At 39.3% G+C, this 17,035-nt stretch carries 13 protein-coding genes; 6 read left to right on the top strand and 7 right to left on the bottom strand.

What is annotated here, in order from left to right; all coding sequences use genetic code 11:
- The first annotated feature begins 108 nt into the window (after nucleotides 1–108).
- Nucleotides 109–828 carry a hypothetical protein gene (locus FKG96_RS15995; RefSeq protein ID WP_130855938.1) on the top strand — a complete coding sequence of 240 codons (720 nt, stop codon included), beginning with the start codon at nucleotides 109–111 and terminating at the stop codon, nucleotides 826–828.
- Here the strand turns inward: FKG96_RS15995 and cobA are convergent.
- Nucleotides 825–1,547 (bottom strand): uroporphyrinogen-III C-methyltransferase, encoded by a 723-nt coding sequence (gene cobA / locus FKG96_RS16000; RefSeq protein WP_130855937.1) that lies wholly within the window; start codon nucleotides 1,545–1,547, stop codon nucleotides 825–827. The two genes, FKG96_RS15995 and cobA, sit on opposite strands and share 4 nt — an antisense overlap.
- Before the next feature lie 231 nt (nucleotides 1,548–1,778).
- On the opposite strand from cobA, the gene FKG96_RS16005 reads away from it, so the two are divergent.
- Genes FKG96_RS16005 through FKG96_RS16020 form a run of 4 tightly spaced genes read left to right on the top strand, consistent with a single transcriptional unit; the run spans nucleotide 1,779 to nucleotide 9,244 of the window.
- The gene (locus tag FKG96_RS16005; RefSeq protein ID WP_130855936.1) at nucleotides 1,779–2,951 is read left to right on the top strand and encodes a molybdopterin molybdotransferase MoeA; all 1,173 of its coding nucleotides are present in this window, start codon (nucleotides 1,779–1,781) and stop codon (nucleotides 2,949–2,951) included.
- Nucleotides 2,952–2,977: 26 nt separating this feature from the next.
- Entirely contained in the window at nucleotides 2,978–4,279 is a 1,302-nt protein-coding gene (locus tag FKG96_RS16010) for an MFS transporter (protein WP_242627181.1), read from the top strand.
- 10 nt (nucleotides 4,280–4,289) lie between these two features.
- Nucleotides 4,290–7,799: a nitrate reductase gene (locus FKG96_RS16015; protein ID WP_130855934.1), complete on the top strand. Its 3,510-nt coding sequence runs from the start codon at nucleotides 4,290–4,292 to the stop codon at nucleotides 7,797–7,799.
- Between the two features lie 5 nt (nucleotides 7,800–7,804).
- Nucleotides 7,805–9,244: a rubredoxin gene (locus tag FKG96_RS16020; protein ID WP_130855933.1), complete on the top strand. Its 1,440-nt coding sequence runs from the start codon at nucleotides 7,805–7,807 to the stop codon at nucleotides 9,242–9,244.
- A 91-nt stretch (nucleotides 9,245–9,335) separates the two neighbouring features.
- Here FKG96_RS16020 and FKG96_RS16025 read toward each other — a convergent pair whose 3' ends face one another.
- From FKG96_RS16025 to FKG96_RS16035, 3 genes are all read right to left on the bottom strand, one after another.
- Nucleotides 9,336–9,515 (bottom strand): hypothetical protein, encoded by a 180-nt coding sequence (locus FKG96_RS16025; protein WP_013667009.1) that lies wholly within the window; start codon nucleotides 9,513–9,515, stop codon nucleotides 9,336–9,338.
- 100 nt (nucleotides 9,516–9,615) lie between these two features.
- The gene (locus FKG96_RS16030; RefSeq protein WP_130855932.1) at nucleotides 9,616–10,242 is read right to left on the bottom strand and encodes a TetR/AcrR family transcriptional regulator; all 627 of its coding nucleotides are present in this window, start codon (nucleotides 10,240–10,242) and stop codon (nucleotides 9,616–9,618) included.
- Nucleotides 10,243–10,343: 101 nt separating this feature from the next.
- Entirely contained in the window at nucleotides 10,344–11,228 is an 885-nt protein-coding gene (locus FKG96_RS16035) for an AraC family transcriptional regulator (protein ID WP_165446960.1), read from the bottom strand.
- A 188-nt stretch (nucleotides 11,229–11,416) separates the two neighbouring features.
- Between FKG96_RS16035 and FKG96_RS16040 the strand changes: the two genes are divergently transcribed.
- Nucleotides 11,417–11,914: a hypothetical protein gene (locus FKG96_RS16040; RefSeq protein ID WP_130855930.1), complete on the top strand. Its 498-nt coding sequence runs from the start codon at nucleotides 11,417–11,419 to the stop codon at nucleotides 11,912–11,914.
- Nucleotides 11,915–11,939: 25 nt separating this feature from the next.
- Here the strand turns inward: FKG96_RS16040 and FKG96_RS16045 are convergent, their stop codons facing one another.
- Genes FKG96_RS16045 through FKG96_RS16055 form a run of 3 tightly spaced genes read right to left on the bottom strand, consistent with a single transcriptional unit; the run spans nucleotide 11,940 to nucleotide 17,017 of the window.
- On the bottom strand, nucleotides 11,940–13,700 hold the full coding sequence (locus FKG96_RS16045) for an ABC transporter ATP-binding protein (protein WP_130855929.1): 1,761 nt from the start codon (nucleotides 13,698–13,700) through the stop codon (nucleotides 11,940–11,942).
- Nucleotides 13,690–15,411: an ABC transporter ATP-binding protein gene (locus FKG96_RS16050; RefSeq protein WP_130855928.1), complete on the bottom strand. Its 1,722-nt coding sequence runs from the start codon at nucleotides 15,409–15,411 to the stop codon at nucleotides 13,690–13,692. The genes FKG96_RS16045 and FKG96_RS16050 overlap by 11 nt, the downstream gene beginning before the upstream one ends.
- A 34-nt stretch (nucleotides 15,412–15,445) precedes the next feature.
- Nucleotides 15,446–17,017 (bottom strand): peptidase M61, encoded by a 1,572-nt coding sequence (locus FKG96_RS16055; protein ID WP_130855927.1) that lies wholly within the window; start codon nucleotides 17,015–17,017, stop codon nucleotides 15,446–15,448.
- Nucleotides 17,018–17,035 lie beyond the last annotated feature (18 nt).

The raw sequence follows: 17,035 nt of genomic DNA on the forward strand, positions 1-17,035 counted from the left end.
GTGTTTTACGTATATAAACTTAATTTTTATCAAAAAAAGGAATATATTTTTAAAATAGCAAATGAAAAGCAAAATATTTTACGTATTTTTACTTAAAAATAAGATGTTATGAAATACACACTCATAAAGGATGCCGAAGACCTTCGCTTTCTTACCGTAAAAGCGGCGAAATGTATTGCCGAAGCACAATTTTTGGTGGTCGATTCAGCTATTTCGGATGAAATCAATGAGCTGGTACCTGTAAACAGTATTAAACTCCATATAAATGAACTTCGTAGCTATTTGTCAGCCCGTCCGGATAGACTGCCAAGCAACATTGTACACATTAGTGGTAATGATACCGACATCAGTGAGGAGGAAGGGTCGATAGTCTGCTATCTAAAAGGGATCGGATATCAGCTATCGATTATTCCCGGTGTGAACGTGGTTAATAGAATTGCAGGACAGAACCATTTCCCTTTAACCATTCGAAACCGTAATGAAAGCTTTTGGGTATGTGATGCCCGTTTTTTTTATCCATCTGTAAAAGAAATGGTTGAAAAAATTCATGCGGTAGCTTCTTCAAATGCTGCAATGGCAATTAAACACATAAATATAGATGCCTTAAAATTCATGGCAACTATTATTAGTATCTATCGGCATCAAGAGACACCTGTCCTTGTAAACGATTTTGGCGGCGGTGTTGATTGTTATACGTTAATGGAAATACAAGACAGATTAGCGGAAGATCAATACAAGCTTGTTGTCATAAATCCCTGCGTACGGATGTTGAAGGCTGCGGCCTTTTCGGTGGAAGAAGTTTTAGAGAGTCGATTAGCAACGGGTTAACACCGCTCGATTGCCGCCGATTTCCCGATAACAAGAATTGCCGGTGTTAGAACTTGCTTATCAGCAATCTCGTGTAGAACCGTTTCAATAGTAGAAAATACCATGCGCTGATTATCCAGTGAGCCATTTTGGATAATCGCTATGGGTAAACTGCCCCTGCCCTCCATTTTATAAAGCTCAACAATCTTTTCTATATGCTGGATTCCCATTAATATTACAACGGTTTGATCTAATTTGGCGGCAAGATATAAATCCCTTGATAAGCCCCCATCCTTTGTTGAACCGGTAATTACCCAGAAGTCAGAAGAACCGTTTTTATTTATAAGCGAAATGCCTGCTAATTCCGCAACTGCGATAGCACTGGAAACTCCCGGTATAACGGAAGTTTCAATATTTTTCGATTTGGCGAATTGAAGCTCCTCGCTTCCACGTCCAAAAATATAAGGATCGCCACCTTTTAAACGTACTACATGTCCATAGCTATTGGCAAAATCAACTAACATTTTATTAATATTGTCTTGAACATAGGAATGACACCCCGCTCTCTTTCCAACAAATATTTTTTTTATATTTTTTTTTGCGTATGCTAAGATTGCGGGATTAACCAGCGCATCGTACAAAACAACATCCGCTGTTTCGAGTGCGCGAGCACCCGCAAGACTTAGTAATTCCGGATCTCCGGGACCCGCACCCACCAATGTAATCTTCGGTCTTTTCATCCTACTTCTTTATTTATTTTGAACCCCTTAATTGTCAACTGTAGTGCTTTACTTTCAATTGACTTATCAAAAATAAGTATATTTACTTAATATAAAACAATAATTTACGTAAAAATTTGCGTATATAGATTTTTTTATGCTAAATTTGATCACGATAAACCTCTCTTTACGTATAAAATCGTAGAACAAGGGTTTGCGAAAATCAAAAGTTATTAAACGCGACGAGAAGCCATGATTTCATACGAAGACGCCTTACGGCTTATTTCCTCAAGCACAAAAAAACTCCATCAGATGACAATCTGTCTTTCTGATGCCTTGGGTTATCGCTTGGCTCAAGAGGTAAGAGCTGACAGGCCCTATCCTCCCTATAATCGGGCAGCCATGGATGGTATTGCTATTCGTTTTCAAGATTATTTAGACGGTGTGCAAAATTTTAACATTCAGGAGGTTATTTATGCAGGGAGTGCTAGTGATGGGGTATTAACCCATGGAAATTGCTATAAAATTATGACAGGGGCTGCAGTGCCATCTTCTGCTGATACGATCGTGCGTAACGAAGATTTGCTATATGTCGCAAACAAGGCGTCAATTGTTCATCATGAAAAGATCAAAAGCCATGCAAATATTGCTTTACGCGGACAAGATTTGCAAAGTGGCGAAGTGGTTATCCCATACAATACTTACATAACGCCTTCTATAATAAGTTTATTGGCGACACTTGGTGTAACTAATCCCGTGGTTTTCCGTAAGCCGAAGGTCAGCGTTTTTACAACGGGCGACGAAATTGTAGGACTGGAAGAAAGTCCAAATGAAGTGCAAATACGAAATAGTAACCAATATCTCTTAACGGCTTTATTGGCTAAAGACGGCATTATACCTGAATCCATTCGGCATATTAAAGATACTGAAGCCGATCTGTATAAAGGTTTTATGGAACGCATGGATAGTGACATCATGCTCGTTAACGGTGGGGTTTCTGCCGGTGATCGCGACCTGGTGCCAACCGTTATGAAAACACTCGGAGCAGAATTGCTCTTTCATCATGTAGCGATAAAGCCCGGAAAGCCATTATGGTGCGGAAAACTTCCCAGTGGCTGTTTGGTGTTTGGTATACCCGGGAATCCATTTTCGTGTTTGACAACCTATATATTGTTTATTAGATCTTTCTTAAATTCCAAACCAACTAGCTCAGTTAAGTTTCCGTTGGCATGTGATCGGATTGGAAAGTCAACCTTCGACGATTTTTTTCCTGTTCAATTTTCTGAGGAACATAAGTTAGCGCCTATCCCAATCAATGGTTCCGGTGATGTACGACTTGGTCTATTTGCCGATGGTATAGCACGTCATCATCGTGCGAATCGAATACTTAAAAAAAACGATTTAATTTCATTTTACGCTTTTTAGTCAACAATCAATTTAACATTATGCTTATGAAAGCCTCGACTCTCCAACCTTTAAAAAAACTGCCCTTGTTCAGTCTAAAAGGACTACAGATGCGCACCTTCCACATAACTTGGCTTATGTTCTTTATTTGCTTTTTTGGATGGTTTGGTCTTGCTCCACTAATGCCCACTATCAGGGATGAAATGGGGCTTACAAAAGAACAGGTCGGAAATATCATTATTGCTTCCGTATCATCTACAATCATAGCACGCTTAATTATTGGCCGATTATGCGATATCCTAGGGCCTCGGAAAACTGCCGTCTGGCTTCTTATAATCGGTTCCGTGCCGGTGTTTTCGGTTGGATTAGCGCGTTCTTATGAGACCTTTCTTCTATTTCGTTTAGCTATCGGGGTTATCGGCGCATCCTTTGTCATCACTCAATACCATACCAGTATGATGTTCGCAGCGAATATTAAAGGAACTGCAAATGCCATTACAGGCGGTTGGGGTAACTTAGGTGGAGGGGTAACCAATATGGTTATGCCATTGATATTTGCCGGTATTGTTGGGTTTGGTTACGGGCCGGCGTATGCATGGCGTTACGCGATGATTGTTCCCGGTATACTGATGTTGATCGTCGCTTTTCTCTATTGGCGATACACCAAAGATACGCCTGCCGGTAACTTTGATGAAATTGATCGACATACAAAACAAAATCATAAAACGGATTGGAAAGTTTTAAAAGATTGGCGCATATGGGCATTAACACTTGCTTATGCGATGTGTTTTGGTATGGAGATAACTTTTGATAACGTTGCGGCACTTCATTTTGTGGACGCGTTTTCTCTTTCTCAAAGTAGTGCAGGATTCTGGGCAGGCATCTTTGGTTTTATGAATTTATTTGCACGCGCCTTAGGAGGGATAGCGGCGGATAAAGTGGGATTATCTTACGGAATTAGAGGTAAAGGGGTGCTGCTTGGCCTCGTACTGCTATTGGAAGGTCTTGGTGTTCTGTTGTTTGCTCAGGCAGGATCATTTCTTTTTGCTATCGTCTCCATGTTGACCTTTGCGCTATTCTTAAAAATGGCAAACGGAGTTACATATGCCATCACACCGTTTGTAAACAAGAAGAATGTTGGACTTATCAGTGGCATTGTAGGGGCCGGTGGTAATGCGGGCGGAATGTTTTTCGGCTTCCTTTTTAAGTCAAACCAGATCACCTATACCGAAGCTTTCCAATATATAGGCTTTATTATTCTCGGTGTGGCTTTCGTGATTTTCGCTACCCCATTTAAAAAATCGAAATCAGGTTTGGTGGAAGACACAGAATTGATTATACAGGCTTAATCAATCTTACATGAAAGATGCTAAGAACAGTTCAAAAGAATTAAAAAGCACCTGCTGCTATTGTGGGGTGGGATGTGGTGTTGTTATTGAAAAACAATCTGATGGAACTATTCGTGTAAGAGGCGACGAGAGCCATCCTTCAAATAAAGGTTTACTTTGTAGCAAAGGTATGAATCTTCATCATACTGTGAATGATCAAAGTGATCGTTTACTATTTCCCCAAATGCGGTACCACAAAGATATGCCTTTACAGCGTGTAGATTGGGACACTGCACTTGAACGCACGGCCGCAGTATTTAAAACGTTCATAAAAAAGTATGGTCCAAACAGTGTTGCCTTTTATGCGTCAGGCCAATTTCTAACCGAAGAATATTATGTGCTGAATAAATTAGTGAAAGGCTTTATTGGAACCAATAACATTGACACTAACTCGAGACTATGCATGAGTAGCGCCGTTGCGGCTTATAAAATGACGTTAGGTGAAGACAGTGTACCGGTGTGTTATGATGATATCGAGTTAAGTGATTGCATTTTGGTTGCAGGGGCGAATCCCGCATGGTGTCACCCCATCATTTGGCGTAGAGTTGAGAAACACAAAGCCGGCAATCCAGCTGTTAAAATTATTGTCATAGATCCGCGTGTTACTGATAGTTGCGCTATAGCCGATCTGCATTTGCAGATACAACCAGGTACAGATGTTACACTATTCCATGTCATTGCAAAACTCCTCATCGAGGCGGGCAAAGTGGATTGGAACTTTATTGAGTCGCATACTGACGGTTTTGAAGAATTAAGGGACCTAGTTTTGACAATTTCCGTCAGTGAGGCATCGGATATATGTGGTATCAGTGAAGACTATATCTATAGGGCCGCTGAGTACATTGGATCTGCCAATGCATTTTTAAGTATGTGGACAATGGGCTTGAATCAAAGCGTCGTGGGGGTCGATAAAAACGTCAGTTTACTGAACTTACACCTACTGACAGGTACAATCGGGAAACCTGGCTCCGGTCCTTTATCGCTTACCGGCCAACCGAATGCTATGGGTGGACGGGAAGTAGGTGGTTTAGCTAATTTACTTCCGGCACACAGGGATCTAAATAATCCGCAACACAGAGAAGATTTGCAGGTCTTTTGGGGAGGAAAAACAATTGATTCAAAGCCCGGGCTTACCGCTACTCAAATGTTCGATGCGCTCAATGAAGGTACATTGAAGGCTATTTGGATTAGTTGCACGAACCCGCTAATCAGCTTGCCGGACGTGCGGAAAGCAGAGCAAGCTCTCAAAAATGCGAAATTTGTAGTAGTACAGGAAATAAGTAGTAAATCGGAAACACTTGCGTATGCAGATGTGATTTTACCTGCTGCCGCTTGGAGCGAAAAGGAAGGAACAATGACTAACTCCGAGCGTCGCATTACTTACCTCCCCAAGGTAAATAGGCCTCCAGGTGAAGCCTTATCTGACCAAGAGATATTTTGCCGATTTGCAAAAAAAATGCAGTTCAAAGGATTTGATTTCCCTGATGCTGAAGCTGTTTATCTAGAACATGCCCAATTAACAAAAGGAATGAATATCGATATCAGCGAATTGACTTATGATATCTTAAGGAGCAATAGAAGTATCCAGTGGCCATACACAGAACAAAAGTCAACACCCCGCCTTTTCACAGACCTTAAGTTCTATACCAATAATAAACGAGCAAAAATTTATGCTGCATCAACCTCATTAGGAAGTGAAAAGCCCGACGACGATTATCCCTTTATTCTCACGACAGGAAGAATACGCGACCAATGGCATACAAGAAGCAAAACCGGAAAAGTAAACAAATTAAACCAGCACATAGCTCGGGCTTACCTCAGTATACATCCTGATGATGCGCGAGAATTGGGATTAAGGGAAAACGATATTGCTCATGTAAAGTCGCGTAGAGGAGAAACAAGTGTGCCTTGTAAACTAGATAAAGGGATAAAAAAAGGTGTGGTTTTCTTGCCAATGCATTGGGGAAAAATATTGAACAGTGACCTTAATCGAACCAACAATTTAACGAATAATCTATTAGATCCCATTTCAAAAGAACCGGATTTTAAATTTTGCGCCGTTCGTATTGAGAAATTTTTCAAACCAAAGCAACGCATTGTGATCGTTGGAGCCGGAGCTGGGGCATTTGGTTTTATTAAATCTTATCGTGAAAAAAATCAGATCGACGAAATTATCGTTTTCAGCAAGGAAAACACCTCATTCTATAATAGGGTTATGTTACCGGATTACATTAGCGGTGAACAAAACTGGGAGCAGTTGTTGAAGATGAGCGAAGAGGAAGAGAAAGATTACAGAATAACACTTCTTAAAGGGATAACCGTCACGGGGATAGATCGTGAATCAAAAAAGGTAACAGATTCGAGAGGTGTAAAAACACGCTATGATATACTTATTTTAGCAACTGGAAGTAGACCAACGCTCCCCAAGGGGGTTCCGCTTTTGCAGGGAATATTTACGATGCGTAGCCGCTCCGATGCAGATGAATTCAAAAGCTATTTACCACCAAATGGACATGTTGTTATTGTAGGAGGTGGACTGTTAGGGCTGGAAATGGCAGCATCGTTGCGAAGTATACACCTAAGCGTCACGATTGTTCAACGTGTGTCCCGTTTCCTAAATAGGCAACTTGATACACTGGGGAGCCAGTTATTACATGAAGAAATGGTCGATCAAGGCTGCGACATTTATTATGAAGATGAAATTCAACTATACTACGGGAGCAAGTATTTAACGGGTGTGGGCTTAAAAAGCGGACGGAAGATTGATTGCGACGCCCTTATATTCGCAATAGGTACCACACCTAATATTGAATTAGCAAAAGATTGCGGCTTGACCTATAAACGTGGAATAACCGTAAATGGGCGCATGGAAACGAATGATCCCGCTATATTCGCCATTGGAGAGATTGCAGAATACGAGGATACGCTATACGGTATCACAGCCGCTGCCGAGCAGCAGGCGAACGTCGTAGCCGACTATCTAAATGGCGATGTTGCGCGTATCTACCAGGGTAGTTTATTTATGAACATCATCAAAATTCACGGCTTTCATCTATGCAGTATTGGCCTGCCAACCGCGCCGAGCGGGCAGCCAGGCTATGAGGAAGTGACTTTTACAGATCGGGCCCAGCGCTATTATAAAAAATGTGTTATCTACCAAGACCGCTTGGTCGGTACTATACTGATAGGTGACAAATCGGAATTTTTGGAGTACAAAGATTTAATAGAAAAGAAATTAGAACTGGGTGAACAAAGACTGAAGTTATTGCGAAGCGGAAAAACGGCAGAACCGGTAATTGGTAAATTAGTTTGTAGTTGTAATAATGTTGGCGAAGGCAATCTAAAACAGAAAATCAACGAAGGAAGCCGGGATTTGAATTCGCTATGTACTAACTCAGGTGCCGGATCAGGCTGTGGATCGTGTAAGCCGGAGGTAAAGAGGATACTCTCCGAGGTGCTTGAAATGCACGCAATAATATAAAACAAATGAAAGCAAAGGAACAATATATCGTCAAAATAAACTTGCCGGGAGGAATCATTTCTGCCGGCAATTTATTGCGTGTTCTTAAAGTTCTCCAAGAACTCGGAATCGAGACCGTTAGTTTCGGTAATCGCCAACAATTACTTTTTAGCGCTGCTACTGAACATTTGCATCATCTCCGGCTCAATATCCCCAACACCATCATGGAGGTAAATGGAGATGATTATCCAAACATCGTCAGTTCGTACGTTACAGAGGAAGTCTTTGCTCCTATCGGATGGTTAAGGGAAGGTGTTTACAAGGACATCTTGGATTCGTTCAATTATCATCCCAGATTGAAAATTAATATCGTTGATCGCCATCAAAACCTGATTCCTTTTTTTACCGGGAATTTTAACTTCATTTCTTCGGATATTAGCAACCACTGGTATTTACACGTTCGTTTTCCGAAAACAAATAAAATCTATCCTTGGCCTTCTCTTATTTATTCAGCTGATATCGCGGAGATAAGTCGTCTATTGGAGCTTATTATCATGGATAACGATCATCTTTTTTATAATAAGCCGAATGCAGATGGGGATCAGCTTGTGCAAATGCTAAACAGAATGGCGGATTTTCATACGCAGTACTATGATCTTCCCATGACGCACACCGATTTTCATCTTCCTTTTTATGAGGGGATCAATTATTATGGTGAACATAAGCTTTGGTTAGGCATATACAGAAGGTGGGAAAATTTTTTTGTAGACTTTTTAATCGAGATCTGTACCTTGTGCATGGATTGTAGAATAGGCCAGTTATATACAACACCTTGGAAAACAATTTTGATAAAGAATATCCTTCCATCCTACAGGATTCGATGGAGTGTGTTGTTAAACAAATATCGTATCAATGTACGGCATGCCTCCAATGAGTTAAATTGGCAACTGGAAGATCGTTCAGACGAGGCAAAAGAGCTAAAGTGGTTGCTGGTAAAGGCATTTGAAGAGGCTGATCTCCGGACGTCGAAACTTTGCTTTGCTATTAAAATCAGTAAGCAGACAGGACTTTTTGGTTCCATTATCATACAAAAAGAAATTTCGGAAGAAACGTTATATCATGTAATGCATACATCTAACTTCAACCCGAATTCCAAAGAATTTGTTAATTATGGAAGTGCCGGTGATATAAAAGAATTAGGTGAACTTCTGATCCGATTGTGTAATGTCTATTATGAGATGCATAGTACATTACGGCTTTCTGTTACTCCAAAAAAGGAAGTAAATAGTAAAAAGAACGATGCTCCTGCGCAAATTTATCAATGTAAGCACTGCTTTACCCGATATGATCCCTTATATGGTGACTCGATAAATTCGATTAGTCCGGGAACCTCATTTGATTTGTTAGTAGATTATAATTGTCCGACTTGTGACGCGCGTAAGGCGGAGTTTGAACGCGTCTTTTAATAATGAACTAAATAAGGAGTCAACAAGAAGATCGGACGTATATAGAAGCCCAATCACTGCAAGTGATCGGGCCTAGAGCTGAATAAAATACTTATTTGCTTTCGTTTTTCTTAGCGGTAACTTCGTTACGAATATCTTGCGCTAAGGTTTTTGTTTGCTGTAATGCTCCACGTAATCTAGTACCCGCAGCCTTGTTTCCCTTTTCATAGAAAGCTACCGCATCTTGTTCTGCTGCAGCAATCAATTCCTTTAATTCATTGAATTTTTGCATTTTTGCTTAATATTTAAACAGAAACAACCATTGTTTCTGCAAGGCTGCGAAAGTAGGCAAAAAAAGCATATTCTCTAAATATTGCATAAAGAACTTTAAATTAAGTCAAAGAAAAGTTGTTTACTGGTTGACGTAATCCATTAATGAAAATTTTACTGATTTCCTTTTGCTTTTCTACGATTTCTTCCGGATTGTAACAGTCGCTCAATGTCATCCTGCAAACTCGCGCGTTAGCACCTAAATTTAGTCCGTACAATAGTTCAGCATATAGTGTCGCAATGGATTGTAATGGAAAATCTTTGAGCTCACCGCTTCTAAGCCCCCTCCTTAAAATGAGGGTAAGCTGCTTTACGTCTGCGGATTTAATCATTGTCAAAACAGATTCGGGTAAACCCGAGTACACCCCATCATAACCATAAATCAGTTGTGTGTGGTTATACTTACCCCTCGTTCTTTCTCTTATTTCCAGGAGCTTATAAATTGAAGGTAAAACACGCATACCCTTGGGGATAAGCCGATTAATCTGTTCGCGTTCCTCTTGCAAAGTATGTTTTACAATTTCGGCAATTAGCTCGATTTTGTTTGAGAAATAAAGCGTCATTGTTGCGCTCGAGATACCAACGGTTTGTATAATTTCAGCCATTGTTGTCTTGGCAACGCCGTAGTGATTAAAACGTTCAACAGCTGTATCGATAATTCTCTCCCGAATGTTTTTATTGTAAATCATATCTCTATTCTCTTTTAAAGTTTACTCAAATATCTTACAGTTTGAACAGACTATAAAGGCTCTTTTGACGCTATTTTTAGTCTAAAAGACGCCTAAATTGACTATATTCTGAATGAGGTCGGTGCCAATCCTACCTGTTTTTTAAAGAATTTTCCGAAAGTGGATTGATCGGCAAAATTCAATGATTGAGCAATTTCACTAATACTTAACTTAGGATCAGCCAGTAGCATTTTTGCTTCTTTTATTACGGCCTCGTCAATAAAAAAACCAGGTGTTTTTCCGGTAACCTGTTTAACTGTTTTGCTTAAATATTTACGTGTGATAAATAATAAGTTTGCATAAAACTGAACTCCCCTCTCCTTTTTGTAATATTTTGATACTTCTTTAAAAAAAAGAAGCACCAGATTCTCTTTGCGACGAAGCTTTATCTGTGTTCCAACCTTATTCCGATGGTAGGCTTGAGTCAGTTCATATATAAATTGTGAAAACGTATTGGTTAAGACCTCTTCTTGGAACAAATGATCGGATTTTGGATAATTAATTTGCTTCAACCGTTTTAGTAGCCAGTCTAATGTTGTCAATTCGTCTGCTCCTACCGCTATGATGGGAGATGGCTCAGGTGCGAAAATTTCGAGAATCTGCGGATGGCTGTAATGAAGACCCAGACTTAAGAAAAAATCGGGACAGAATGCAATACCAATGGCTTCACTCTTTGGCAGAATGGCAGACACCTCAATCAAAGCGGATGGAGGAATAACACATAACTCACCTGCTGTTGCGTGATATTCCTTTCGATTCAGCTTAAAGTAAATTTCGCCTGCTTTGACGACGAAAATATAGAAAAATTCACTTCTTATGGGACTGTTCAACATAACAGCTTCATGTAAATCTTGCATTTCATGTACAGAGAAACGAAACTTGAATGAATCTAACTCATCAAGAACTGCAGTCGAGGACTGGTGAAATAAGGACAATTCTTTTTCCATAATCGGTAACCTAATAAAAAACATTGCAATTTAACTATTTGACTTTTCAAATAAAATAGTCAGATTAAAAAAATTATCTTTACTGCTTTAGTCAGTCCATTGTCAGACATGCTCTTCAAAAAATGATTTTCACTGGATATAAAAAAGTTGTTGATTAATATTGTAAGAAGTCGAACGAAACGAAAGCTATGGAAGCAATTGTAGATTATTACAAAACGGTACTCGATACAGGAACTAAGCTTCTTTTATTAAACTTGATAGTTTTAGTGCTTAGCGTTTTTTTTCTTACGGTAAAAAAAACGCCGTTTTCATTTGGTTTTATACTTATAATCGTACTTTTTTCATTTCTGTTTGCCGGTATCGGAATAGGATTTTACAAAGATGCGTTAAAGAAAGTTAGTCAAGAAACAAAAGAGATCATCCGTTACGATATGGAGATAAGGAAGGCAGAAGTTTTCCGCAAAGAGAGTAGAACGAGGGTAGTTATTGAAATGTGTGTTGCTGTATTGGCCTTATTTTTATTACTACGCGCCAAACCGGAATCCGGAAAACAGGGGGTTGCTATTGCATTGATTTTATGTGGTGCGCTGATGTTTGTTTTTGATATTTATGTCTCGTCCCGATTAACCGATCATATTGCCGATCTAAAAATTCTTAAGCACAATTCGACAATTAATGAAAAATGAAGCAGATAGTTGGATTCAGCCCGATCTAGCTATTTTTTTTATCGTTCAACAAGCGATTTACAGCCTCTGCAAATGAACCTGCAGGGGTGACTTTTCCTAAGTTAACGAAGAAAATTTCATCTGCATTTTCAATCGTATTTAATCGATGTGCTATAATAACTAAAGTAGTATGCGCTGGCAGTTTTCTCAGGATTTTCTCGAGCAATCGTTCTGTAATCGTATCAATATTGGCTGTCGCTTCATCTAGTATAAGAATGTCAGGATTTCTGAGTACCGCACGAATGAATGCGATCACCTGTTTTTGCCCCAAGCTGATACCATCTTCCTGGGATGTAATAGGCGTATCCAAGCCGCTCTCAAAAACAGCAATTAAGTCTTCTAATCCTCGATCCTTGATCAATTCATGTAACGCTGTGCTGTCATAAGTCGCATACAGTTCATTTCCATAAAGAATATTTTCGCCTACCGTGCCGGTAAACAAAAACGGCTCTTGCAGAATAAAGCCAATTTTTTTTGACCGCTCTGAAGAACTGTATGCTCTAATGTCCTGACCATCGAGAAAAACGTGTCCCTCTGTGGGGTCATATAAACGTGCCATTAGGGATGCTGTAGTCGTTTTCCCACCTCCCGTTGGTCCTACTAGTGCATACGTCTTTCCACGTAATAGTTTAAAATTGATATCATGCAAAATTTCCTTGCCATTTGGGTAAGAGAAGTAGACATTGTTAAACTCCAATAAACAGTCTTTCGAATTAGTGCCAGTGCTTGGTATTACGTTTAAATTGGTTTCCAACGATAATATCCGAGCTATTCGGTCCCAACCAGCCATGGCAACCTGAAAACTTGACCACAAAGAGGCCAGTTGTCGCAATGGATTGTAAAAATTAACTACATAAGCGAGATAGCTTACTAATAGTCCAATCGTTAATTCGTTCACGCTAATCAGATAGATTCCGTATGTTAAGACAATTAGCTGTGCTATGCTAGAAAAAAAACTATAAATAGGCAAGAAGATGTTGTTAGCTAAACCCGCTCGGAAGGCGGTGCGATAGTTTTGTTGATTGACTTCTTGAAACCTTTTTTTATAGTAGTCACGACGGTTAAAGGCAATGATAACTTTAAAGTTCCCTAAACTTTCCTGTATTTCCGCACTCATATCCCCTGCTGCTCTCAGGCTTTCCGCATTCCGTTTTTTTACCCAGGGAGATACAACTTTGGTAAAAATGAGAATGAATAAGGCTGGTGCTAAAGCGGCTAAGCCCAACTGAATATTAATGATCAGCAGAAAGACGCCGGCACCAAACATAATGACCATGCTACTGATAAACTGCGTGAGGGCCTGAGAGAAAAACTGATTAAGTTTATCGGTATCGTTGTTAATGCGGGAGATTAGATCGCCTGCTTTATTCTGATTAAAGAAGGCTATCGGTAATTGTAGCAACTTGTTGAATACAGCATTACGTAGCGTGAATAGTAATCGCTGCCCAACACCGCCCATAAGTTTTGTTTGAAGGTAACTGGTTAAGAGCAGTATGAGGTACATAATCAGCAAAATACCCGAAAACAGTAGTACTCCAGGGTACTGTTTTGTTACCACATAATGATCAATCGTATACCCAATAAAGAATGGACTCAGTAGATTCAGAAAGGAATTCATTAACATAGCCAAAAAAGCCAATATCAGTTTCCCTCGCTCATGCATAACCAGACCAAAAATGCCTTTCAAAGCGGCCATGGACGATTCCCGCTTACCGGATCCACTTTCATCATGTAAGTTATAGTTCATAATCGCTCGTACTTTGCTGTGAGGTAAAAATCTGTACATACTCGGGACTTGAGCGCATTAATTCTTGGTGTTTTCCGATGGCGATAATTTCACCTTCCATTAACAGTATAATTTGATCATAATGCTCGGCGGTTGTGACTTTCTGTGTGACGGAGATCAACGTTAAATTTGGATAGTTTTCGTTGATATTTCTCAATATATTTTTCTCCGTTAAACTATCTACACGTGCTGTAAAATCGTCTAAAAGTAATATCTGAGGATGGAGCGATAATGCTCTTGCTAACATGATGCGCTGTTTCTGCCCACCTGACAGATCCGAACCTCTTTCTGATAGCATGGTGTCCAGCTTATTCGGCAGACTATTTACGAATTCATTCAGCTCAGCAGTTTTAACGGCCATTTGCAAGTACTCATTAGTTACGGTCTTGTTGAAGGCGATGTTTTCGCGAATACTCATATTAAACAGAATACTGTCTTGAAAAACAAAACCTACTTCATCATGAAAATACGTTTCTTCGTATTCTTCTATTGAATGCCCATTGAATGTGATCGTTCCTGCATCTTGCTTTGAGAGCCCCATTAACAAATAAAGCAGTTGCGTCTTTCCTGCGGCAGTGGGGCCAATAATAGCTGTTTTTGATCCCGGCTTTAAGCAAAATGAAATATCTTTTAGTATCGGTTTCTGCTCAATATTTAGGTAGACAGATTGGAAACAAATCTCTCCATTTACGCCTTCTTTTAGATTGCCGTTTTTCTTATTCGTAGGCGCCTCCAAAACCGTTCGTATCCGATCATAAGAAGCCGTAGCCTGTGCAATCACGTTACTCATGAATCCAATTACTAAAATTGGAAAAATAAGAAGCGCTAAATAACTATTAAAGGCAGCAAAATCACCAAGACTCATACTTGTGGTGATAACAAAATGCCCTCCTAGTAACAAAATAATCAAACCTGCCATATTGGCGGTAAATACGATAACCGGAATTAGACTTGCAAAAAGCTTTAAAATAGAAAGTCCATAATGCTTCGCTTGCTGATTACTAGCTAAGAATTTATCATACTCGAGTTGTTGGGAATTGACAACTCTTATAATTGCAGCGCCCAAAATGCTTTCGTTGATTGTTTTGTTCAATCGATCGATTACACTCCTACTTTGGATAAAAAGTACCCGTACTTTTCGGAGTATCCAAAAGAATGTTCCGCCGATAATCGGTATAATGGCGATAACCGCCAGTGCCAATTCCCACTTTATAGTAAACAATAAAATGCTAACGCCTATTATAATAAAAATTGAGGAGGCGATGGAGACAACCGCCTGGGCAATGAACAACTTAATTGAATCAACGTCGGCGGTAAGGTTTGTCAGCAATTTTGATGGATTAGCAGCCTTAATATAAGAAAAATCCTGCGCGGCAATTTTTTCTGTTATTTGCCTTCGTAAATCTCTTGCGACACGTTCAGAGGTAAAGGTTTGTATGATGATCTGCAAATAAGAGAAGATGAAAACAATGAAAACCACCAAGCCGAAACGTATAAATGTTTGGTAGTAAGAAAAACTTTGATTGTTATAAGCATCAATACCTTCACCTATTATTTTGGGAATCCATAGGTTTAAACCGTTACTTATCAAAGCGAGAAGCATCAATAATAAGAGCAAAAGCCTATATGGCTTAAGTAAAGTTAGGAGACTTGTCTTTTTTCCGGTGTTCATTAATTCTATCTATGATAGATTTATTCTCCTTATGCTAGTTTACTTGAGGAGTCAGCCATATCTTCCGTATATGACGTGCGTTTGTATCTGCCTGCTCATTAGGAATTAAAAGCCTTGTATGATCAGAAGTATATTGTATACCGGCTAACCCAAAGTAATAATCGTATGGAATGGGTTCCGTTCCCTGAACATACCTGATGAGAAATTGTTTAATTTCAGGATAACTTAATTTCTCTATTTCATCAAATAATTGGTCATCATTAAAATAGCTATTTTTTCCAAAACGTATTCCAAGGTCATGAGTTAGGTTTTTCAAACCGTATCCGCCGTCTGATAGATGTAAAAGATAGATGTCTAGACAAGCGGCAATCAATGCTCCCTTTTGATAGACGTTACCATATTGATTGGCATAAGTGCTTGCCGCGTGTTTACTTAGTTCTGTGAATGACAACTTATCATTGTAATTTTTTCGAGAATCAACAATTTTTTCCGATAATTTATCTAAAAACTCCTGCTCAGAGTTAAGGCCATACTTAACCTGCACATGATGAGCTGTATATTCAGTAGTGCCTTCGTATAGCCATAAATGCTTAGATAGGGCAACATGGCTGTAATTAAACTCTTTAACTTCCTTCGATGCTATAGTTAAAGGGGTTATTATATGAAAAAATTCGTGTGACGACACGTCTGTCACAATTTTTTTTAATTGATTGGCCGGCAACTCCGGAAGGTAGTAAAATGATGATGTGGTATGTTCCAAAGCCCCTGCAAGTCCCGGTTTAAATGAGTGTTTTATCTTTGGGTCTTTAAAATAATACAGAAACGCGTAACGGTCAGCTGGAAGCTTACCTCCTAAATAGCCTTTTGCCGCCCTAAGTAAATCGCCAAGCCAGGATATAATCTCTTTTGCATGAATTTGTTTATTGGGAGAATAAACTGAAACTAATACGTCGCAATTGCCTACTTTCAATGATGCAGTATCAGCAATTCCATACATAATGGGTGTATCATAAAGATCGTCAATGTTTTCCATTTTAAACACATCTTGCTGAATATTTGATGATATGGGCAGGCTACTTGACGATGCAAAGAAATTATTGGGCTTATCAATGGTTATTTGAACGGGAATCTTCGTATGATGTTCTAAATATCCAAAAAAGCCCGGAGCATTGATTATGACGTTTCTCCCTTCTTCAATGTTTGTAGCAGCCATTGGATAAATATCATGTGGTGTATCAGCATCAAAAATGTCATTTACGGTGTATTTTATTGTATGCAAACGTCTAGCTTTTGATATTTTCCACTGATTGTCATTAAGTCGTGCAACGCGAAGTTTTTTACCCCGTCTGTCAAATGCCGCTACATTTGAGATAAATTTGCCATAATCACTTATTGCGTAGGTGCCTGGAATAATCTTTGGAAAAGAAAATATGACTTCTTTATCTTGTGATTTCGGTGGAATGAGAGAAACCTCGACTTTATCCTCCTTCGTCTGATTAAGATTAACAGCATATTGATAGTGTTGTGCGAGTGATTGTTTTATAGGATGAAAAAACAAAAAACAACTGAAAAAAAATACTTTAACGATTACCGCTATTTTGTTCATGTGATTGACGCATTAAAT

The sequence above is a fragment of the Olivibacter sp. LS-1 genome, assembly GCF_008245145.1.
In the GTDB taxonomy this organism is placed as follows: Bacteria; Bacteroidota; Bacteroidia; order Sphingobacteriales; family Sphingobacteriaceae; genus Olivibacter; species Olivibacter oleidegradans.

Bases quoted from the DNA above. Each gene is read 5' to 3' on its own strand.
- FKG96_RS15995 (WP_130855938.1), top strand. From the start codon at position 109: ATGAAATACACACTCATAAAGGATGCCGAAGACCTTCGCTTTCTTACC.
- cobA (WP_130855937.1), bottom strand. From the start codon at position 1,547: ATGAAAAGACCGAAGATTACATTGGTGGGTGCGGGTCCCGGAGATCCG.
- FKG96_RS16005 (WP_130855936.1), top strand. From the start codon at position 1,779: ATGATTTCATACGAAGACGCCTTACGGCTTATTTCCTCAAGCACAAAA.
- FKG96_RS16010 (WP_242627181.1), top strand. From the start codon at position 2,978: ATGAAAGCCTCGACTCTCCAACCTTTAAAAAAACTGCCCTTGTTCAGT.
- FKG96_RS16015 (WP_130855934.1), top strand. From the start codon at position 4,290: ATGAAAGATGCTAAGAACAGTTCAAAAGAATTAAAAAGCACCTGCTGC.
- FKG96_RS16020 (WP_130855933.1), top strand. From the start codon at position 7,805: ATGAAAGCAAAGGAACAATATATCGTCAAAATAAACTTGCCGGGAGGA.
- FKG96_RS16025 (WP_013667009.1), bottom strand. From the start codon at position 9,515: ATGCAAAAATTCAATGAATTAAAGGAATTGATTGCTGCAGCAGAACAA.
- FKG96_RS16030 (WP_130855932.1), bottom strand. From the start codon at position 10,242: ATGATTTACAATAAAAACATTCGGGAGAGAATTATCGATACAGCTGTT.
- FKG96_RS16035 (WP_165446960.1), bottom strand. From the start codon at position 11,228: ATGGAAAAAGAATTGTCCTTATTTCACCAGTCCTCGACTGCAGTTCTT.
- FKG96_RS16040 (WP_130855930.1), top strand. From the start codon at position 11,417: ATGGAAGCAATTGTAGATTATTACAAAACGGTACTCGATACAGGAACT.
- FKG96_RS16045 (WP_130855929.1), bottom strand. From the start codon at position 13,700: ATGAACTATAACTTACATGATGAAAGTGGATCCGGTAAGCGGGAATCG.
- FKG96_RS16050 (WP_130855928.1), bottom strand. From the start codon at position 15,411: ATGAACACCGGAAAAAAGACAAGTCTCCTAACTTTACTTAAGCCATAT.
- FKG96_RS16055 (WP_130855927.1), bottom strand. From the start codon at position 17,017: ATGAACAAAATAGCGGTAATCGTTAAAGTATTTTTTTTCAGTTGTTTT.